Raw genomic sequence first — 23,979 nt, forward strand, 5'->3', positions numbered from 1 at the left:
TTTGGATATTAAATATGGTTTTTGAAAAGATTAAATGCGATATATACTCCTCGATTTTCAAACGAGAAATTCTAATACCTAAAGAATAAGAAGTAACATGAAAACTTGGTTTTATACTTATATAAGTAAGGAGTAGCTTTAAGAAAAGCTACTCCTTACTTAAAATTAATTTTTAAGTATTTTATGGATGGAAGATTCTGTGTTTTGCCCATATGTTTTAATCATATATAAACCTTTAGACAATGAACTTAAATCAAGTGCTAACTCAGTTTCTTCGACGTTTACCGGCCTTTGGAGCACTAACATCCCATTTGTATTATACACGTTAACTTGATATATTCCTTTCATTTTTGATAATGTAAGAATATTATTAACTGGATTTGGATACATCTCTATTTTCAAAGGATTCTTTTCTATTTCTAACCCTAAACGATTACCACAGGAACCTACTACAAAATCATGTTTAGATCCAGCTGTATTATTCTCACCTCCAGTTGGTAAACTGTATGTATAATAAAAACTAATCTGATCTCCAGAATTTGCATTAATCTGAAATGGAACATTTGGAGTAACTAAATATCCAGGATATGGTCCTGTAGAAGAAGTACTATAATATAGGATACAAACGTTGTCTCCTACTCCCTCAATTTCTGGAATAAAAGTTATTGTAGGATTGGTATTGTCTAATGAGATTTCATAACTATATTGATTATTCACCGCTAATCCTGTACAGTTAGTAGTATTAGTATCTTCTGAAGATCTAAACTCTATAAAATTAAGATTCAAACCATTAGAATCAAAAACAATACGTAATTCATGATTTCCACTACTTATTGAGATTCCGGTTACAGAAACTGTTTCATACTGTTGCCAATTTCCAGTATTAGGTACGGATATCACTTCTGTAATAGCAGCACCATCCAGCTCTAAATGAAATTTACCATTACCATTAGGAGAGGCTACACGGAAGTCCACATCATAACTATTATTAGAATCCGAAGCATTTATGTCAAATGCTAACCATTCATTAGCATCAATCCAACCCACATTATATGCACCACCAAGAATATCTCCTGTGTTTTCTATATCTACATTATCTTGTCGATATGCACCTCCCGTATTTCCGGTACTTAAATCGTGATAACCAATACCTTCTCCTCCTTCTTTATAATCTTCGGCCTGTAGTATTCCGGGTATCACTATATAGTTTCCAGTATTTCCATTTACAGTCACAGAAGCTGAACCTGTAACAGATCCACTTGAGGCAGTAATAGTATAGGTTCCAATATCTGAAGCAGTATATAAACCATTAGAATCTATAATACCGTTAGTAACTGTCCAATTAAAATTGGTCTCATATGAATCGCCGCTTTGATCAAAACCTTGCGCACTAAACTGCATTGTTTCTCCTTGGTTAATTTCAACATTATTAGGAGAAATAATTATTGATGATAAAACCGGAGTTTGTATAACATCTTCTTTTGTTAAAGATCTTAGATTATCTATATAAAATGTATCTCCACTACTACTATTAGGATCAAATAGAAATACAATAGTATCTATTTGAGCATCATTAACCACTAAATCTGGTGTTCCTGTAAGAATAAACTCTAATGTATGCCAATTATTTTGTTCTTTTACCGCTGCCTGATACACACTGTGTCTTCCGGTTGGATAATTTGAAGGGTTCGATAACGAGCTAGCTTCTAATTGCCAACTAATAATCGTTCCAACAGGTGCACTGGTATAGACATCCATTGCAAATCTTTTATCTTCAGAAACATAAGCACTGGCATCTGCTATAAAGTTAGTATCAAAAAATAAAACATCATATAATTCTGCATTATCCCTTATGTAACTTCCAGCTTGTGATGAGTTATTTACTTCATTCCCTCCTGGGTTTCCAACATTTTCTACATAGATCCCAGTAGTTGTATTATTCAACGAAATTTTATTTACTCCGTTATAGTTATGAATCATCTCAGAAAACTCATACGTAGGTGGATATTCAGTAATTCCATATCTGAAATTATCAAAATAAAATGTTTCTGAAACATTAGAATTAGGATCAAAAAGAATTGAAATTTCATCTACAGATAAATTTGATGTTCCGGCGTCAGGTGCTGTAGTATAACTAAATGCAATGGTATGCCATTGATTCTGTTCTTTAACAACACTGGTATATTGACTATTTCTTCCTGCTGGAAAATCACCATCCGATCCAATACTATTTTCTAAACTCAAGGAAATTTCAGTTCCTACAGGTGCAGATGTAAAAACATCCATAAAAAAGATATTATCTCCTTCTATAAATGGGCTTGAATCCTTTATAGCATCTGTATTAAAACTTACAACATCATATAATTCAAAAGTTCCTCTATCATATTGCGCTGCATTAGTACTATTGTTAACGCTATTGGGACTTGGATTGGCAACATTTGCTGTATATTCTCCATTTTCAAAAAATAATTCCAATTGATTTATTCCATCATAATTAGCTATGATAATTTCTTCTAATAAAGTAGGATCAGGAGCATCCATTTTTCTCATATTATCAATATACACTGTATGCCCTGTAAAACTATCTGGATCAATCAACAAAACAAATTGATCCACATCTAAAGCTCCTACGCTCGCATCTGGTCTATCTAATAACTCAAATTCTAACGTTTCCCATTGATTCTGAGAAATTGTTTTCGCACTGTATCGACTATGACGACCAGCTGGCCAATCACCTGCCGAGAGTGAACTGTTTTCTATCTGTAGTATAAACTCTGTACCGATCGGTGCATCACTATACACATCCAACCAAATAGATTTTTCTCCTGATGTATACTCCAAAGCATTTCCTATATTAGAAGTGGTCATGTACAAACCATCATATTGTGCTCCAGTAGCCCTAACATACCTACCTACTATTGAAGAATTATTAACATTATTTATTCCAGGATTTGAAATAGATTCTGTTAAGGTCCCATCTGTGGTTGATGTATAGGTTAAATTTCTATTTCCCTCAAAATCCTCAAAAACATATTCTAAGGTTTTAATGGGGTTAACCGAAACGCTCATTTTAAATTCATTAGTACCACATTGTGGAACATTTACAACAACTTTTACATCTCCTTCAGTCGTTCCCCAATCAACTAAAATAGTGTTAGTTCCTTGGCCAGAAGTTATCGTAGCACCAGTAGGAACTGTCCAACTGTAAGATGCTCCAACTGTCTCTGTTATTGTATACGGTTTATCTGTTTCACCTTCATAGACACTATTATCTCCAATAAGTTGTGTGTTAAAAGTTCCGCTATACACCCTAACATAATCAACCTCCATCTGTGTAGGGTAATCTGCTGGCGTAGGTGGAATATTTCCGGTATAAGGGGTACCCGGACCTCCGACTGCTACATTAAGTATTAAATACCAATCTCCTTCACTAAAAGGCCAAGGATCTACAGTGTTACCCGGAGTAACAGTATGATATAATTGATCATCAACATACCATCTTATTTCGTTAGGTTCCCATTCTACAACATACTCATGGAAACCTGAAGACAAATCTAATCCTGCATTAAATTCTCTACCATTATACTGCCAACCTCCATTAGAATAATGTACAGTACCTCCTATACTCTCTGGATTTTTATGTTGAGATTCCATAATATCAATTTCTCCTGTAAAGGGCCAACTTCCATTCTCTGGCAACATCCAGAAAGCAGGCCAAATTCCTCCCGCAGAAGGCAATTTAATACTGGCTTCATATCGTCCATATCTAGAATTAAATTTTCCTGCAGTGATCAACTTTGAAGAAGTAAATTGTTTTCCTCCTGCGGCTTCATTTCTAGTTGTAATCACTAGATTTCCATTTTGCACCGTAGTGTTTTCTGGTTGATACCATTGTTCTTCTGCATTACCCCATCCACAAAGCGTGGGGCATCCATCTCCGTTATCAAAACTCCACTTAGTTAGATCGACAGATGAACCATCAAATTCATCATTAAATATAAGTTCTGAGCATTGGGATTGTACTACATTACAAAACAATGTAAATACAATTAAGGTTTTAAAGAATAAGTGTGTTTTCATAATTAAAATCAATTTGTGTAATTAAGTTTGTGTTAAAAATTTTATATACGTAATTCCTAACCATATGCATTTTATACATACAGCATTACTTTTCTTTGATATTTAGATTATTCTATTAAATAATCAGAATATCAATTATGTTTTTTCCCAAGTAATTCCGATAAACTGAAATACTTTATATATTTCAATTATCTATTTCCGTATTTGATATTAAAAAATATCATCATCTTAAATCTGATTTCAGTTGTATATTGAATATATACGATGCCGAAATCAAGGGTAGAGCTGAATTAAATATTCCTTGTTATTATAATGGTATTTATTTCCAGATTTTGATATAATCAATCACAAATTGCTTTGGAAAGATAGTATCATCAACTTCTGGACCCCCAAAATTACCACCAATGGCAAGGTTAATAATTATATAAAATGGCTTATTAAAAGGCCACGTTTTATCATTTTTTTCCTCTGGAGAAAATGTATAAACCAGTTTGTTATCTATATAAAAATCAATTTTTTCTTTAGTCCAAGCGGATTTATAAACATGAAAACCTTCTTCTATTGCATAATCAATAGTTTTCTTAGAGTTCTCAGTATCACCAAAGCTTTGTCTTGTATGCAAGGATGTGTATATCGTATGAGGTTCTTTTCCCACATATTCCATAATATCTATTTCTCCACAATCTGGCCAACCTATTTCATCAATATCACCACCTAACATCCAGATAGCAGGCCATAAACCATGTCCTGTGGGAAGTTTAGCTCGTACCTCTATAGAACCGTATTGAAACTCCATTTTGCCTTTTGTAGTTATCCTACTAGACCCATAGATATCGCCTTTTTTAGTCGCAGTAATAATCAAATTACCGTTTTCTAATTTGGCATTTTCTTTAGTATAAATTTGTCTTTCATTATTACCCCAACCACATAAGTTAGGGCATCCATCTCCTAATTGATAATTCCAATAAGACTCATTTAACTGAGGTTCATCAAAATTTTCTTCCCAAATAATTGAATTCGATTCTTGACAAGAATAAAAGAATGATAAAAGAATAAAATAGGTTAAGAGTTTTTTCATTTTACTTTAATTCAAAAGTTGATTTAATAGTTTTATCAGAGCTTCCACCTATATAGACTTCAAACCCTCCTTTTTCTACAATCCAATTATTATCATTATCATAAAACCCCAAGGTCTCAGCGTTCAATTCAAAATTAATTGTTTTAGTTTCCCCTGGTTTTAAAGAAGTCATTTCAAAACCTTTCAATTCTTTTATTGGTCTTGTAACGCTTGCAAAAAGATCTTTAATATATAATTGCACCACTTCTTTTCCTTCATAATCACCTGAATTAGTTACATCAATAGACACTTTAATTTTTGGAGTGTTAACCGAAATGTCTTGTGCATCTATCTTAAAATTACTATACTCAAAACTAGTATAACTTAATCCGTGACCAAATGCATATAACGGAGTGTTCTCTTGATCCGAATAATGTGACCAAAAAACAATATCAGGAGCTGGTTCTACGGGTCGACCTGTACTTTTATGATTATAATAAATCGGTACTTGACCTACATTTCGAGGAAATGACATCGGTAATTTTCCGCTAGGATTATACTCTCCATATAAAACCTGAGCTATCGCGTTTCCGCTCTGTGATCCAAGGTGCCAAGCCTCGACGATAGCGGGAATATGTTCGTCTGCCCAAGTTATAGCCAATGGTCTCCCGTTGTTTAAAACTAAAACGATATTCTTATTGACTTTATAAATTTCTTCTAAAAGATCTTGTTGTACGCCAGGTAGATCAAGTTCTGTTCTACTTCTGCCTTCTCCACTTTGGAAACCAACTTCGCCTAAAACCATTACCACTACGTCAGACTGCGCTGCAACCTTAATTGCTTTTCCAAACTCACTTTTGTCTGTAGTATTAATTTTAGTTTCCGTTACAAATGCCGTATTTCCTAAAGAAACATCAGCTCCTTTGGCATACACTAATGTATTGCCTTTATATTGTCTCATTCCTTCTAAAACAGAAACAGCTGTATTATCATCTGCGGCAATTCTCCAACTTCCTAATGGGCTATTTTTATCTTCTGCTAAAGCTCCAATTAAAGCTATTTTCTGTCCTTCCTTTTTTAGTGGAAGTAATTTATTATCATTTTTAAGTAATACAATGGATTTTTTAGCAACATCAAGTACTGCCTCATGATTTTCTTTACTTCCTAAAATTGTTTTCTCTCTATTCGCATCACAATATTTATAGGGATCATCAAATAAACCAAGTTCATATTTTACTCTAAGAATTCTTCTTGCCGAATCCTCTATCAAATATTCTTTTACTTTTCCTTCTTTAACTAAGTCAGCTAAATGTTCTACATATAAATAGGATTCCATATCCATATCTGATCCCGCATTAGCTGCCATTTCTGCGGCACTTTTACCGTCTTTTGCATATCCGTGAGCTATCATTTCTGTAATCGAACCCCAATCTGAAACTATAAAACCATTAAAATTCCAATCCCCTTTAAGAATATCTCTCTGTAACATTTTATTCCCTGTTGCAGGTATACCATTAAGCACATTAAACGAATTCATAAACGTTTTTACTCCTACTTTATTTGCAGCTACAAAGGGAGGAAAAATCATATTGTTTAAGGTAGAAGTTCCCACATCTACGGTATTATAATCTCTTCCAGATTCAGAAAAACCATATCCTGCAAAATGTTTTGCACAAGCTGCAATTGTATAATTATCTGATAAATCTTCACCTTGAAAGCCTTTTATTCTAGCTACCCCAATTTTAGAACCTAAAAAAGGATCTTCTCCTCCACCTTCCATAACTCTTCCCCATCTGGCATCTCTAGATATATCCAACATTGGTGCAAAAGTCCAATTAATTCCAGCTGCAGAAGCTTCCAAAGCTGCTACCTCAGCAGATTTTCTAATCGCTTCCATATCCCAGCTTGCTGATTCTGCCAAGGGAATCGGACTCATTGTTTTATATCCGTGTATAACATCAAACCCTATAATAAGAGGAATTCCTAATCTTGATTCTTCTACGGCTATTTTTTGTACTTTCCTTACATCTTCAACTCCTCTAACATTTAACATAGAGCCTACCCAACCTTTTCGTAAGTGTTCATATTTTTTAGCAGCTATTCCTTCCTTAGGTTGTGGTCCCGTTAAATCCCAAAAACCGTTATATTGATTCATCTGACCAATCTTTTCTTCTAAGGTCATAATAGCAAGAAGTGAATCTACTTTTGCTTCTATTTTACTATCTAAACCGTCCGAAACGATTGTTGTATTAGTAGTAATACCTTCGGGTTTCTCCGAGGAAGAATTGCAACTCACTAAAAACAAACTACAAAGGATACTAACAAATATGAAATCACTCTTTTTCATTATAAACAATCTAAAAATTTTATTTAAGCATTATTAATGTTAATGAGGAAGGCTATCTGTGGTAAATAACCTTCCTGCTAAAAACAATTTAAAACTAAGTGTATATCTATTGATAAACTCTTACATAATCAATTTCCATAGTAGACTCTGTAAATGCAGGATCTATGGCTCCTCCAAAAGTTCCTCCCATTGCTACATTAAGTATCATAAAGAAGTCATTATTATAAAATGGCAAATTATTAGCATAAGGAAACGTGTGATATGGATTACCATCAATAGAAAACACAATTTCCGATGATGACCATTCTACACTATATACATGAAAATCTGTAGAAGCACCTGCAATATTGGTTTCTTCAAAAATTGCATTACCTCCATTATTTCCGGGGAAATGAAGTGCGCTGGATACTACGTCTTGATTGTTACCAACATGTTCCATTATATCAATTTCTCCACAATTAGGCCATCCAACTTCTGTAATATTTGAGCCTAACATCCATATAGCTGGCCAAGTACCTCCTCCTGTTGGTAATTTAGCACGAACATCTACTTTACCATAAGTAAATGAAAATAAATCCTGAGTTTTAATTCGTGCAGAAGTATATCCTCCATTTTCTGCTCTTGCCGTTATTTTAAGCAATCCATCTTCTACAATTACATTACTAGCATCATTTGTATACGATTGTGATTCTCCATTACCCCAGCCATTATCTCCAGTGCCTAGATCATATGTCCAATTTGCTGTATTTGGAGCACCATTTGTATCGAATTCATCCGCCCAAACTAATGTATCAAAAGGAGGTTCTGCTATATCATCTGTCCCAGAATCTTCTGGTACAAATGTATGATACCAAGCTAATTGACCTCCTCCAAAATCACTTGAAACTTCCTGAATACCTCTAACACTAAGTTTATCCGCAGTAAGTTCTAACACTTGATATTCCATAGCGCCAGACCAGTAAGATAATGTACTATTCTCTACACTAATTATTCTTGTTCCTTCTTCGTTTTCAAAAATCACAAAACTAGTATTTGTTGCAATCTGATCTGTAATATCTCTACACTCATCTACAAACTGCGTTGGTGTATCATTTGGAAAAAATCTAGTTACTTCTGCCCAGTTCATAAAAGTTTGATTGGCGTCACCCGTGATTAGCTCAAAACTATAATTATCATTAGCATCATAACTAAAAACAAGTACATCATCATATATGCAAGGGTCTAATTGATTAGGAGAAGCACTAAAGAATTCTGGAAAATCATTGGTAGTCGGTCCAACACCGAAATGTCCACCAACACTACTATCCCAAATCCATCTTTTACTACCATCCCCACCAATCATCTGGAGTGTTGCTTGATCTATAAACAATCGCACATCTAAATCTAGTTCAATTGTTTGAGAAGAAGATGTACCTCCTGTACCAAAAGCAACTACCGTAATAAAAACCGAATATTGTCCAGATTGTGTATATCTAAACGTTTGCGATTCTCCTGGTTGTGCCACTAATGGGTCTCCATTTTGAGTAAAGAAAATATGAAAATTAAGTGCATCGTCTGCTTGTGGAGTAATTGTAACATTACCCGTTTGCCCATCCTCTATAACCGCATCAATCTGTAGATTTGATGGCGGTAGAATTGTTCCTAATTCTGCATCATCATCCTGACAACTGAAAAATGTTGCTAAAATTATAAAGAGCAATGTTTTTTTATATATCTGTATCATTTAAATCATTTTTAGTCTTCAATTTTACCTTTTAGTCTTATAAATTTTAAAGACGTATTAGTCTATATTGCCAGAATACTCCAGAACCCGCTTCGACAATAACTGATATCGTATTTGTGTCTATAAATGCTATACTATATGTAATAGTGCTCGGTACAGCTACATTAGGTAACTCTCCTTGGTTATTTGCTTTTGCCAAACCAATATATGCTCCATCTCCATTTACTGTTAATGTTCCTGCTGTTTCATCATAAATATAGCTTGCTGCATTGGATCCATCGTGAGGAGCAACTGGTGTACCACATGCATCACTTCCTCCTTGCCATCCTTCAATCCAAGATTCACCATTTAACACGTTGCCAAAAGTACCATCAGAACTGAAAACGTAGAGATCATTATAATAACAAGCTCTTTCTGCAACACAGGCATCATCGCAAGCGAACCAACTGGTATCTCCTGGTGTTGGACCTACACCTAAAGCTCCTGCTTCTGGGGCAAGTTTCCAAACTCCTTCAATTGGCGTTGAGTATGTTTCTCTAACTAATCTATACTGCCAAAATACTCCTGAACCAGACTCTACAATAACACTAATCGTATTATTATCAATAAATGAAACGTCATAAGTAATTGAACTAGGAACTGCAACATTAGGAAGTTCTCCCTGATTATTTGCTTTTGGCAATCCTACATAAGCTCCTTCTCCATTAATTGTTAATGTACCTGCTGCTTGATCATAGTTATATGTAGCAATGGCATTCCCATCATATGGTGCAACCGGAGTACCACAAGCATCACTTCCTCCTTGCCATCCTTCAATCCAAGTTTCGCCTGTAAGTACATTGCTAAAACTACCATCTGTATCGAAAACATATAAATCATCATAATAACACGCTCTTTCTGTAACGCATGCATCGTCGCAAGCAAACCAACTAGTATCACCAGGTGCTGGTCCTACACCTAAAGCTCCAGCTTCTGGGGCTAATTTCCATACTCCTTCAATACTAGCCATAACAGAACTTGTTAATTCTATATCATCAAATAAGTATTCTGAATCGTCTCCTGCAACATCAAAATCAAAAAAGATTACTACTTTTTGATACTCATTATTAGTATCTATTGCACTGAAATCAAACTCTAATTCTTCCCAATCATTGGCTACGGTATTAGTTACATCTACTTCGTGCGCTATATTTCCATCAGAAATATTTTCAACTTTCAATTTTATTGTTATTCCGCTTTTTGGAGAAAACACTTTTACCTTAAACAATTTATTACTGGAGAAATCTATTGGGTTTTCTAACTGTAAAAAAGAACCTGCAAATACTTGCGCTCCAGAAGGTTTTATAGTTTGTCCAACTCTTGCACTTGTATTTAAACCTGCTTGATTTGGATTATCTATCACTTGTGAAGAAGCATCTCCAAAACTGGTAAACCCATAATTTACTGTAAATGACTCGAAATCTACTGGCAATGTAACTGGATCATTTGCTTCGGTAATAGTCACTACTTGTGTAGCTTCTGTTGTTGCAACACCTGCTCCTCGAGCAACCACTCTAACTGTATAATCACCAGGACTTTCATAAGTATGCTCCAATATTTCACCAGGCATTATAATTGTTGGTTCTTCATTTTCTACATCTCCAAAATACACATCAAACAACATTGCAAAATCGGCGTTCGCACTCACCCTAACTATGGCAGGGTTTACTGTATCTTGATCTAATGTTATTTCTAAGTTTTCTGGTGCTCTAAATGAGATTGTTAAAAGCTGAGAGAACTCACTAGTAAGTCCGGTCGCTCCAACGGCAACAACTCTTGCCGTAAAAGTACCTTCTCCATAAATATGTTCTGCGGTACTTCCTGGAGATATTATGGTTGGTTCTTCATTATCAACGTCTCCAAAATAGATCTCAAATGACGAAGTAGCTTCACCACTTGGTGTTACGGAAACGAGTCCCGTATCATCTTGCGTAATATCAAAAACTGCATTTACCTCTGTTGGTGCTGATATACCTTCAAAGGCATATGAAACATCATCTTCTTTACAACTGTTAAAACCAGCCGCTAGAATAATTATAATTAATAATGATTTTAAAAATTTCATCTTCTTCTAATTTTTTATTTTTAGTATCCTGGATTTTGTTCCCATCTATTTCCGGCCAATTGAATTTCTATTAAAGGAATAGGAAATACTTCGTGTTTTCCTATAACGAAACCATCTATTTCGGCTGCAGCTCTACCTGTTCTTACTAAATCGAAAAAATGATGTCCTTCTCCTACCAATTCTACTCGTCGTTCTTGATAAATTGCATCTGCTAAGGCAGTTCCTGTTACAGTAACATCAGGTAATTGAGCTCTAGTTCTTACTCTATTAAGGTATGTTTGCGCCTGACCATCATTACTAGGTGATTTTCGATTGTGTGCTTCTGCTGCCATTAGCAAAACATCTGCAAATCTAATTGCCCGATAATTATTAGGATTAGTAAGGTTAGCATCTCCGGTATTAAGATCTCCTTGACGAGCAATATATTTTCTATTAAAATATCCAGTATGTTCAAAACCTATAGAAAAAGTTGCTCCTTGAGCTGCAGCCCAAGCATCTATATCCAAAATAGCTACATCTAGTCTAATATCTCCAACTTCAAATGCATCTACAACTTCTTGAGTAGGTACATTAAAGCTAAAACCTGAATCAAATAATGGTCCCGAATAATTTCTGATTCCATTAAAACCAACAGCTACATTACCTTCACTACATTGTAAACAACCAAAACCAGCACCTTCTACATCTGTATATTGTACTTCGAAAACGGATTCAATATTATTTTCTCCTTCTTGCTCAAAAATTGTATTGTAATCAGTCACTAAATCGTAAGGTCCTGCAATCACAAGATCTAACACATCTGCCGCTTCCGTAAATTTATCTTGAAATAAATATACCTTACCTAAAAGCGCTCTTGCTGCTCCTTGAGTTACTCTTCCAGTTTCTGCTTGTGTTACTGGTAAATTATCAGCTGCGAATTGTAAATCTTCCTCTATCAGTGCATATACATCTTCTTTAGCAGATCTATCTATACCTGTTTCTTCTCCAAATAAAATTCTTTTGTCTATTGCCAATGGTACATCTCCAAACCATTTAACTAATTCAAAATAATAATATGCTCTTAAAAATCGGGTCTGAGCAATCACTTCATCTTTTCCAGAAAAATCAGTTTTATCCTGAAACTCCATAATATAGTTCGCTCGATTAACTCCTGCATACATCCAACTCCATATATCTCTAAGTTGTGCATTAACAGGTGTGTGCATCATGTCATCTATTTCCTGTATACCAGGTGTATCTGATGCGCTTTCTCCACCAGCCAATGTATTATCAGATGCAATCTCTCCTAACATTACATTGATATAAGTAGACTGTAATAGATCATAAGCTCCTATCAATGCGTTTTGATAATCTTCTTCGCTATTAAAAAAGTCTTCTGAATTTTCATCCTCTGAGGCTACATCTACAAAATCGTCGCTACAGGAAAAAATTATAGTAAATAGTGCTAAAAAGACTACTACCAATTTGATATTATTTTTCATCTTTTTCATCTTGATTAAAATTTAAGATTTACACCTAATAAATATGTTCTTGGTACTGGATAAAACCCTTGATCGATACCTCCACCAATCGGAGCACCAGAAGATGCTGCAGGATCATATCCTTGATACTCTGTAAATGTGTATAAATTATTTACGGATGCATATATTCTAAATTTGTCTATTCCTATCGGAGTCATATATTGTCCTGAAAATGTATACCCTAACTGTACGTTTTGAATTCGGATATACGAACCATCTTCTACATAAAAACTAGAAAACAAACTATTAGAATTAGCACCTGTCGTTATTCTTGGAAATGAATTCGTAGTTCCTTCGCCAGTCCAGCGATTTAAAAATGCATTACTTCTATTTACCAGAGGTTGATTTCTTTCATAATTCCTAACAATATCATTCCCTACCGAAGCGAATGCATATGTTGTAAAGTCAAAATTCTTGTACTCAAAACCAACATTTAGACCCATAGTAGCATCTGGAATAGGATTTCCAATATCCGTTCTATCATCAGAATTAATTTCTCCATCTCCATTTACATCAACGTATCTAAGATCACCTGGAGCAGCATTTGCTTGCGTTGCGTGAGCATCTACTTCTGATTGATTCTGAAAAATTCCATCTGTTTGGAGTCCATAAAAATAACCTATCGGTTTACCCGCTTCCATTCTTGAAGGAGGATCTTGACCTACTCCAAAAGAACCACCAGCAATGAAACTATTTTCGCTATTTACTGATACTACTTCATTATCTAAAGTCGTAAGATTAAAACTTATGTTGAACTTAAAATCTTCTGAAAATTGATCATTATAACTTATTAGAAACTCATATCCCTTATTCTCTACGATACCAGCATTAATGATTGGTGGAGCTGATCCCGGTGCCGAAACTCCTAAAATTCCTGAAACAGGTGCAACAACTAGTAAATCTTCTGTTCTTTTTTTGAAATAATCAAATGTAATATCAATTTTATTATTAAACAGCCTTGTATCAAACCCTATATCCAAAGTCTTTTGTTGTTCCCATTTAATTTCTGGATTTGATAATTGCCCAATGGCAGTACCTATTATTAATTCATCATCAATTACATAAGCTCCTTCTCCGTTTAATAATGAAACAAATCCAAAATCACCTATTCTATCATTTCCAATAACCCCATAACTTCCTCTAAGTTTCAAGAAATTTAGCCAACTACTATTATTCAAGAATGACTCGTCTGATACTACCCAACCGACTGAAGCAGAAGGAAAATATCCAAACTTGTTTTTGGGTCCAAACTTTGTAGATCCATCTCTTCTAATTACAGCAGAAAGTAGGTACTTCCCCTTATAACCATATTGTAATCTTGTGAAATACGATAGTAACCTACTATCGAAAGTGTTTCCTCCATTCTGAAAATTATCGACTACGTCCGATGCTTGCGAAATATTAGCATTATCATATGAATTATCAATAATATCGAAACCGGTAAAACCCGTAAATGTTCCCGTTGTTTTAAAAACAGACATTCCTAATAATACTTTTACATCGTGATCATCAGCAAATACTTTTTCATATTTCAGAAAATTATCCCAAGTAAAATCTCTAAAGAAATTTTTAAACTCTGTAACACTACTTCTATCTACATTAAACACTTTTCCTGATCCGTAAAACACTTCTGGAGAAAAGACTTTACCATCAACTTCTGAATAATTAAACTGAAACCTTGATTCTGCTGTAAAATTGCTTAGAAAATTATATCTCAATCCAAAAGTTGCTCCAACTCGATTAACTCTTGTATTATTAAACGTATTTTCTATTTGCGCTATTGGATTAATCACTTCATTTCCTAAACCTTCTGCCAAAGTAAAATCTCCATTTTCATCTCTAACTGATAATGTAGGAGCCATATTTAAAGCATTAAACAAAACAGATCCTAACGTATTTTCTAATAATGTTTCCCTATTAGTTTGTGTAAAAATCCCTGAAGTTGTGAACTTAAAGTTTTTAGCAAAATCTAAACTGTAATTTAATCTCCCTGTAAAACGTTCAAAATTAGCATCTGATCCACCTACAATTCCATCCTGTGTCAAATAAGAAGCTCCTCCTGAATATGTGGAGTTTTCACCACCACCAGAAACATTAAGATTTATATTAGAAATTGCTGCTGTTCTAAAAATTTCATCTTGCCAATCTGTTCCCTCGCCTAACACGGTAAAATTAGGAAATGGCGGTGTTTGCCCACCAGCAGCAAACGACTCATTAATAATAACACCGTATTCTGTGGCGTTAAGTACCGGTAATCTTCTTGTAGTTTCCTGAAAACCAGCATAAGAGTCTACTTCGAATTTTAAATCTGTATTGCGAACTCCTGACTTCGTTGTAATAAGAATTACACCATTTGCCGCTCGCACACCATAAATACCAGCGGTAGCATCTTTAAGCACATTAATACTTTCTATATCATTTGGATTTAGTACACTAAGATCCTCTATTACATTTCCATCTACCAAGATCAATGGTCTACTATCTCCATTTGTAGATATTCCACGGATGGATATCGTAGAACTACTTCCGGGAGATCCAGATTGTGATGTGACATTTACACCTGCTACCTGCCCTTGCAGTGCTTGTTCTATTCGTACCGGATTTAATTCTTCAATAGTTTCAGCTCCCACAACAGAAACTGCTCCAGTAATTTCTTTTTTAGTTTGTGTTCCATATCCTATTACAATGACCTGTTCTAGAGATTCACTATCCTCCTCCATTATAATATTAATAACAGGATTCTGACCAACTGTAATTTCTTGAGTAGTAAAGCCTACATATGAAAAGGATACAACACTTCCAACAGATACACTGTTTAAACTGTAGTTTCCATTAAAATCTGTCACTGCTCCGTTAGAAGTATTTTTAACAATGACATTCACTCCTGGTAACTCTAGTCCATTGGCATCTTTTACGTTTCCTCTGATCTGAATTTCCTGAGCATTAATAACTGTTGTTAAAAACACAGCCATTAAGAAATAAGCAATTTTCATAAATGTTTTCGTTTGATTTACTCAAATTTACCGACGAACATTAAGAAATCGTTAATAACCAACCACAACAAAAAACATACAGTATTTTAGAATACTTAAAAAATTAATAACTTTTTTACGGAAAAACCCAATAAAAACAGGAAGTAATAATAGTTTCTTAATTATTAAAAAAATGTAAAGAAAGTATTACTGTAACAGCACTACAACGTTGGAGTATAGGTAATGTTGTGGTGATAAAAAGACATGTTGTAGTCCTAAATTTCAAGGATGTAGTTCACTAAACTATCTGAATGCTCTAATTCTAGCTTTTTTCTTAAACGATATCGCTTAATTTCCACACTTCTTACAGAAATGTTTAACAATGGTGCTATTTCCTTAGAAGATAAATTAAGTCGTAAATAGGTACAGAATCTTAAATCATGAGGAGTTAAATTATCGTGCTTTGCTTTAAGTTTTTTCAGAAAATCTTTATCTACACTATTAAAAGCTTCTACAAAATGATTCCAATCGTCCTTATTATTTAAGTTTCTATCAATGATTCGTTCTACATTTTTTAATCCACCTCGCTCAGACTCCGATTTCTGAAGTTCTTTTTTAATAGTATTAAGAATTTCGTTCTTTTTAATAATATTCATTGTAGAAGAAGCTAACTCTCGATTTTTACTATCTATATCCTGAGTTAATTTTTCATTATTAAGTTTCATTATTTCTCTTTCACTCTCTAATTGCTTAAGCTCAAGTTGTTTTTTGTTTTCTTCAACCAACTTTTCTCTTTGCTTTGAATAATAACGTTTGTATGCTCTGTGCATTATCAACAATAAAACCAAAAATAAAACAGAATATATGATAATAGCTAAAACAGAAAAATACCAAGGCCTATCAATAGTAAATTTATACTGTAAGACATTATCGCTCAGATCATTCCCAATTTTAGCTCGAACCTTAAAAGTGTACTCTCCGAATGGTAAATTCTCGAATACAATGTTGGTTTTTGTACTCCAGCTACTCCAGTCTTCATAAAAACCATCTAACTTATACTGAAACTTTGAAATAAGGTATTTATCATATTCGGGAATTGCATATGAAAAAGAAACTGTATTTAAATTAGATTCGAAAACAGGAGATGTATCTAGAAAATCGATTTCTTTGAATTCTGTAGTCTTTTTCTTTGCAAAAACTTTTTCTAAAATAATCTGATGCTCTCTAGACTGAACTCTAGATAAATCCAAAATCATATATCCATAAGTAGTTCCTAAAAGGTATTTATCATCTATTATATGAAGGATATTTTCAAAACCTATCATTTCCTTTCTCAAGACATACGGTACAGGCACTTTTATTACATCTAAATTATCAGAAAATTGACTTTGAAAAATATAATCCAATTCATCTTCAGCAAAACTCCAAAGTCCTCCTCTATTATCTTTTACAAGTTTTCCAATACCTTTTTTTTCTATATCAAAAGCTTTGCTAATTAAATTGTTTTCTTCAAACTTTCTCTTTTCTTTATTATAAGAAAACACTCCTTTCTGATGTGCATAGAAAATATTGTTTTTATACTTGGCAATACTAGAGTTTTTACCTTTTGGGGCCGTTGTATCCTTTACAACTTTTTCCACTTTTGTAAAGTTCTTATCCAGTGTTAAATTAAAAAGTCCTTTGTATTCATGATTGATCCATAATTGATCTTCATATATTTCTAAAAACCTTGCAGAATAGTCAAACCCTTCTATTTTATGTCTCAATCCCCATGTATCATTTTGTTTTTGTAATATACTAAGGCCTCCATAATGCCCTTGCAACAACCAATCAGGATGTCCTGGAACTACTCGAAAAATCCAAGTCCCACCAATAGCACAGATTAAACGAGAACTATCTTCTTCTATTTGAAAAGTTCCCGAATCATGACCACAGAACAATGTATCATCATAGCTAAAAAGATTCCAGACTTGTCCGTTCGTACCTTCGACAAATTTAAATTGCTCATCCTTACCTAATCTCTTGTAAAACAACCCTTGATTAGTTCCTAGATACAATAAGTCATTAAAAACTATGGTAGTATATACGGTACCAATTGTCCCTTTATCATCATTAAAACTCTGTATAGGTGATTTTAAATTCAGACAATTAATTCCATTGTCCAAAGCGAGCCAAATATTTCCATCCATATCTTCAAAAGAAGATAATACCGTATTGTTATTTAACCCTTTGTTCTGATTAACCTTATAAATAACCTCACCTTTATCAGATAGGTAAATAAGTCCATTAGATATTGTGCCTACGACTATACTGCCATCTTTAAGTGTTGTACTACTATAAACCGTAGCGTCGTTTAATAGATCATCTGATTCTGTATTCCATTTACTAACTTCTCCATTAGAAAACTCAAAAAAACCTTTTGTGGTTGTAAGTACAAAAATCTTGTTATTAGATTTCCAAATGTTTACAATCTTATCACTTATTACCTTAGCACTATCTATTACTAATATTGGCTGTCCTTTTTCGATTTTATAGATCCCATTATTTAAATCATGATAATAGATTGTACCATTAACATTAAAAATATTGGTAAGAGTTAATTTAGACTCTATTATTGAAATTTCTTCTGTAATAATATTGTATAAGTAAATCCTATCTAAGGACTGAAATAGTATCCAATCACCCTGATTTACTATATGCCAAAACTGCTCATCTTCTATAAGCTTTTCTTTTATAGTATCACTAAGTGAGTTGTATTCAAGTTTGCCAAAATTATTCTTTTTCCAATATCCAAAGTTCATATAGAAACCTGTATAAACACGCTGATCTACAACTTTTACAGATCGTATTACGGTTTCATTTGGTGTTGGGTACAATTCCCAGTTGGCACCATTAAACTCTAAAAGACCTTTATTATTCGCTACATAAATATATTTATTCTCAGCTTGGGATATAGACCAGTTTTGTGTTTCTCCTCCATAAGCATCTGGAGAATAAACTTCTATCGGCGGTAATTCTTGGGCAATAATTATCGCCGAAAAAAATAGAGATAAAAATAAAAATGTCTTTTTAATATATTTCAATTATTTAAAATAGATATAGGTAGATATAACAATTAAACATACTATAGCACCTACAATTTTTGTGTATTTCCAAGGAGTAATATCTACTTCCTTAGTATATTGCTGTTCATATGCTTCTTCTCTTGGATACAATTTACCAATAATTAACATGATAATTATGTTAACTACAAAAAGAATTGCCATTACATGTAAAAAATGAGGATAGGCAGATGCTTCCACTCTACTTAATTCAGATAAATCAGTAATACCATTAGCCTTTGCAGCATCTACTGCGTTACCCTGAAGTATTGGTTTTATAACAAATTGACTCAAAATATATAATACAGATCCGGAGATAATACCAATTTTACCAGCTATAGCAGGTACTTTTTTCGTAAGGTACCCTACAACTATAATGGTCAAAATAGGAATACTATAAATTCCATTCACCTCCTGTAAATAATCAAAAAGACTCCCAGCATTTGCTATAAATGGAGCCACAGCCATAGCTAATACTGCTAATAAAACACCAAAGCTTTTTCCAGCTTTTACTACTTGCTTTTCACTTGCTTCCTTATTGATATATTCTTTGTAGATATCAAGACCAAAAAGAGTAACCGAACTGTTTAATGCACTATTAAATGAACTTAAAATTGCTCCAAACAATACTGCCGCAAAGAAACCAACTAAAGATACTGGTAATACTCTACTAACTAAAGTTGGATATGCCTCATCTGCAACCTCTAACTCTCCATTAAAAAGATGAAATGCTATAATACCTGGTAATACAACTATAATAGGACCCAATATTTTTAGAAATGAACCTAATAATAGACCTTTTTGACCTTCTTTAAGATTTTTAGCACCTAACGCTCTTTGTATAATAGCTTGATTTGTACCCCAATAAAACAATTGAACCAACATCATTCCGGTAAATATTGTTGCAAAAGGGATAGAAGATTCACTATCTCCAATTACCTTAAATTTTTCTGGGTTTGTAGTCATCAATGTATTAATACCTTCTGAAATACTACCATCTCCAATTTCTAATAAACCAAAAACCGGAATCATAATACCTCCTATTAGTAAACCAACAGCATTTATTGTATCAGATACCGCTACAGCCTTTAATCCCCCGAAGATTGCATAAATTGATCCTATCACACCAATACCGATAACACAAATCCAGATAGAAGTTTCTTTAGAAACCCCTAATAATCCTGGGACATCAAACATAGTACTAATTGCTAAAGAACCAGAATACAATACAATCGGTAGAAAAACTACAACATAACCAGTTAAAAACAAACCTGATGTAATTGCTTTCGTTGTAGTATCATATCTTCTTTCTAAAAATTGTGGTACAGTTGTGATTCCTCCTTTTAAATATCTGGGTAATAAAAAAATTGCAGTGATTACCATAGCAATGGCGGCCAATGTCTCCCAAGCCATTACTAAAATACCTTCTGTATATGAAGAACCATTTAACCCAACAATCTGCTCTGTGGATAAATTAGTGAGTAGTAAGGAACCCGCAATTACTACAGCAGTCAAACTACGTCCTCCCAAAAAATAACCATCTGAAGAAGTTTCATCGGTTTTTCTTGTAGCCAAATAAGATATAATAGCAACTAAAAGTGTGAATCCTACGAAAGAAATAATACCCATATTAAAATTTTAATGATTTGTTAAAAATCATAAAAATATCAGATATTATTCAATACCATTAAGAATTATATTAAAAAAATAAGGATGTAAAGTTTTTGTATAGGTCTTATTAACAATAAAACAATGAAAAACAATTATTTAGAAAATATCACTTCTTGTAATGTATACTATATCTCCAATAAGAAAAAGCTCCTAAAATAGCCCAAACAACGAAACTATAATAGACTGCAGTCGGCGTCACTACCTGATCCCCGCTAGCATAAGAATGTAACCCTTTTAGATAGAAATTTACTCCGAAATATGTCATCAAAATAGACGAAACTGCAAATACAGACATCAGATTAAAAAACCATCGACCACGCAAACCAGGAACTAATCGCATATGTATTACTAGAGCATATACCATAATACTAACTAAAGCCCAAGTTTCCTTTGGATCCCAGCCCCAATATCGCCCCCAACTTTCATTGGCCCACATACCACCAAGAAAATTACCAATGGTTAACATCACCAAACCTATAGTCAATGCCATTTCATTAATAATAGTAATCTCTTTGATATTTAGAGCCATTCTCTTTTTGTTAGACTTAGTGGTCAATATCATTAATAATAAAGAAAGGATTCCTAGAATAGCACCAACAAAGAAAGGTCCATAGCTGGCTACAATAATGGAAACGTGAATTAAAACCCAATATGAATCTAAAACAGGTTGTAAATTTGCAATTGCTGGGTCTGTCCAATTCTCATGTGCAAAAAACAATATAATAGCAGCTACAAAGCCAGTTGCAGCAACAGTAAGGTTACTCTTTTTACCAAAAGCTAATCCTAACGCCATTGTCGCCCAAGCTACATAGATCATGGATTCATATGCATCACTCCAAGGAGCGTGACCAGATACATACCATCTAATTATTAATCCAGATGTATGTACCATAAAAATCAATACAGTAATTCCCATAAAGATTTTTACCAACACTTTTACAAACTTATTTTTATAATAAAATATACCAAAAATGATAATTAGAATAAATAGCAAACTAATAATTCCATAGTATCTATATAATGTTCTAAAAATATCATACTTATTAAGAGCTATCTCAGCTTGTATTTTGTCATCTGTTGGCATTACCTCGCTTCCAAACTTTGTTTGAAATGCTTTGATACTTTCTAGATACTGATCAGGTTTGCTATAATCACCCGTAGTTCTTGCTTCCTGTAATGACTGTATATAAATAGGAATAATTTGTCTAGTATAAACAGAATCCATTCCAGTAAATTTGTGTTCATTTAACTGCGGGACTGATACCCATTTATTTCCTTTGTCATTAGGAACCGGAAAAATTCTAAGAATTCCTCCTCCAAGAGCCTGATTTAACAAATAGAATTTTTCGTGCGTTTTTAAGAAATCCTTTTCAAAACTACTTGGTGTACTTGTACTACTTGCTTTTTCTAAATAAGGATCTAACTTATAAGAACCATCTTGTTCTACTAAATCTATAAGAGAAACTCTTCTCTCTGATTTCGAAACCCCTAAAATCTTACGAATACTATCATTTTCTCTTTGTATCTCAATAATAGGAATGCTATACCATATAAAAGGGTTCTCAACCATAGATACAAATACCTGATCTGCCGTTAAACCCTCATACGTATCTTTTTTACTTAACTTACGAAGTAATTCTGAAGAGAATGTATTTACAGGTTTCATTCTACCTCGCTCATCTTGGATAATAATACTACCAAATTTCGCAGCGTGCTCTTTGCCAACAGCATTGGCTTTTATAATAGAATCTAACTTAGCTTTACTTGGTAAAGTCTGAAGATGATTTACATGGTTCGGTTCTTCCTGTTGTTGTTGTTGTTGTTGTTGTTGTTGTTGTTGTTGTGCAAAAGAAAATGTTGAAACAAACAATGTTAATAAAAGAGTCAATTCTTTCTTTTTTGACTTTACTTTATTTAACATCTGTTCTAAATCCTTAAATCTTGATCCTTTTGTGAAGAGTATAAGCATTAATCCTAAGTATAATAACATATATCCAGCATAGGTAACCATAGTTCCCCAATAATCATGATTTACAGATAATACCGTTCCTTTTTCATCTGGATCAAAAGATGCTTGAAAAAAACGATATCCTTTATGATCTAAGACATGATTCATAAAAATATCATATGGTTGAGGCGCCGCATTCTCTTCTACAATATCTACTTTACTCATAAAAGATTTATATACCTTTTCTGTTCCTGGCTGCTTCTCTGCAATAAAATCATTTAATTTTAACGCAAAAGGAAGCTCTAGTCGCTTAGAACCATAGCTAAAATACATATCAAGTCCGCCTAAAGAAATTTTCTGCATATCATTTGCATACCCTTTCCCTCCTAACAACTTTACTTCTTTGGTTTCACCGTTAGTAGTAACATCAACAATAAGTGCATCTTGCTGTCCTTTATCTTTTATCTCAATTGGAACCACATCATATGTTCCAGTTAATACTGGATCCGGAATTACAAATTGCATTCCAGCGGTTTGATATAAAGATCGTAACATAAGAGGTTGAACGCTATCTTTAATTACTAAACCTTGCTGTTGATCAGCCATTCGTAAATAAGATCCCTCAAAAGGAGATTCTATATAGTACTCATCATTCTTATATGTTATATTAATAGCCCCTTTTGTAGGTATATTAAAAGCAACTAAAATATTATGAATATTTGATACTTCACCTTCCTTTAAATAATGGTCGTGTCTATTACCATCACCTGCTTCTACGATCTTAAGATAATTCTCTCCATCTTCCTTCTCGACTAAGCCCATTTCTGCACCGGTAATATAATCTCTATATTGTATTGTTACAGGCTGACTATTATAATCCGTATTAATTGTAAAATCATTATTGGTAGCCTCAGTCAACTCTAATTGTTCCGAAATTGGTCTTCTACGAGGTTCTCCGTTAATTTCTCCATCAAGAAAAACTGTTAAATATGTACGTTCTGATAAAAACTCTGAAGTAGTTTCTCCTTCTCGTATTGGCATTACACCTTCATAACTTATATATCTAGTTATAAAAGCTCCTAGAAGAATTAAAATGAAAGAAAGGTGCAAAAGTAAAGTCGCCCATTTTTCTTTTTTGTACAGCCTATATCGTACGATATTTCCACAAAAATTAATCATAAAAAAAGCCATAATAGCTTCAAACCACCAGGTGTTATAGATCCAAATTCTTGCTGCAGTTGTACCATAGCCATCTTCTAAAAATGTTCCTACCGCCATCGAAGCAGCAAAAACTAAAAATAGAACAGCCATTAATCTCGTAGAAAATAAAATACTTGCTAACCTCTTTTGCATTGTAATTTTTTTAGCTCGGCAAATTTAGTGTTTTTGGCAGGATAATCAGACATTCTAATTATCCTATTTATTGGTTTTAACAGAACTATAAAACTTGTCTAAT

At 33.5% G+C, this 23,979-nt stretch carries 10 protein-coding genes; all 10 read right to left on the reverse strand.

Annotation, left to right across the window (positions count from 1 at the left end; translation table 11 throughout):
* Window positions 1-165 precede the first annotated feature (165 nt).
* Entirely contained in the window at window positions 166-4,080 is a 3,915-nt protein-coding gene (locus tag J8L88_RS16135; protein WP_211061264.1) for a family 16 glycosylhydrolase, read from the reverse strand.
* 319 nt (window positions 4,081-4,399) lie between these two features.
* On the reverse strand, window positions 4,400-5,158 hold the full coding sequence (locus J8L88_RS16140; RefSeq protein WP_027392838.1) for a family 16 glycosylhydrolase: 759 nt from the start codon (window positions 5,156-5,158) through the stop codon (window positions 4,400-4,402).
* Window position 5,159: 1 nt separating this feature from the next.
* Window positions 5,160-7,484: a beta-glucosidase BglX gene (gene bglX, locus J8L88_RS16145; RefSeq protein WP_211061265.1), complete on the reverse strand. Its 2,325-nt coding sequence runs from the start codon at window positions 7,482-7,484 to the stop codon at window positions 5,160-5,162.
* Between the two features lie 106 nt (window positions 7,485-7,590).
* Window positions 7,591-9,207: a family 16 glycosylhydrolase gene (locus tag J8L88_RS16150; RefSeq protein WP_211061266.1), complete on the reverse strand. Its 1,617-nt coding sequence runs from the start codon at window positions 9,205-9,207 to the stop codon at window positions 7,591-7,593.
* A 46-nt stretch (window positions 9,208-9,253) separates the two neighbouring features.
* Entirely contained in the window at window positions 9,254-11,311 is a 2,058-nt protein-coding gene (locus J8L88_RS16155) for a hypothetical protein (RefSeq protein ID WP_211061267.1), read from the reverse strand.
* A gap of 20 nt (window positions 11,312-11,331) precedes the next feature.
* Window positions 11,332-12,792, reverse strand: a complete 1,461-nt coding sequence (locus J8L88_RS16160) for a RagB/SusD family nutrient uptake outer membrane protein (protein WP_371813680.1) — start codon at window positions 12,790-12,792, stop codon at window positions 11,332-11,334.
* A gap of 14 nt (window positions 12,793-12,806) precedes the next feature.
* On the reverse strand, window positions 12,807-15,824 hold the full coding sequence (locus J8L88_RS16165; RefSeq protein WP_211061269.1) for a TonB-dependent receptor: 3,018 nt from the start codon (window positions 15,822-15,824) through the stop codon (window positions 12,807-12,809).
* Between the two features lie 254 nt (window positions 15,825-16,078).
* The gene (locus tag J8L88_RS16170; RefSeq protein ID WP_211061270.1) at window positions 16,079-18,886 is read right to left on the reverse strand and encodes a triple tyrosine motif-containing protein; all 2,808 of its coding nucleotides are present in this window, start codon (window positions 18,884-18,886) and stop codon (window positions 16,079-16,081) included.
* Window positions 18,887-20,533 (reverse strand): solute:sodium symporter family transporter, encoded by a 1,647-nt coding sequence (locus J8L88_RS16175; protein WP_027392845.1) that lies wholly within the window; start codon window positions 20,531-20,533, stop codon window positions 18,887-18,889.
* 148 nt (window positions 20,534-20,681) lie between these two features.
* Complete coding sequence (ccsA, locus tag J8L88_RS16180; RefSeq protein ID WP_211061271.1) at window positions 20,682-23,876, reverse strand: cytochrome c biogenesis protein CcsA; 3,195 nt, start codon at window positions 23,874-23,876, stop codon at window positions 20,682-20,684.
* Window positions 23,877-23,979 lie beyond the last annotated feature (103 nt).

It is taken from the genome of Aquimarina sp. MMG015, from assembly GCF_018100855.1.
GTDB classification, from domain to species: Bacteria; Bacteroidota; Bacteroidia; order Flavobacteriales; family Flavobacteriaceae; genus Aquimarina; species Aquimarina latercula.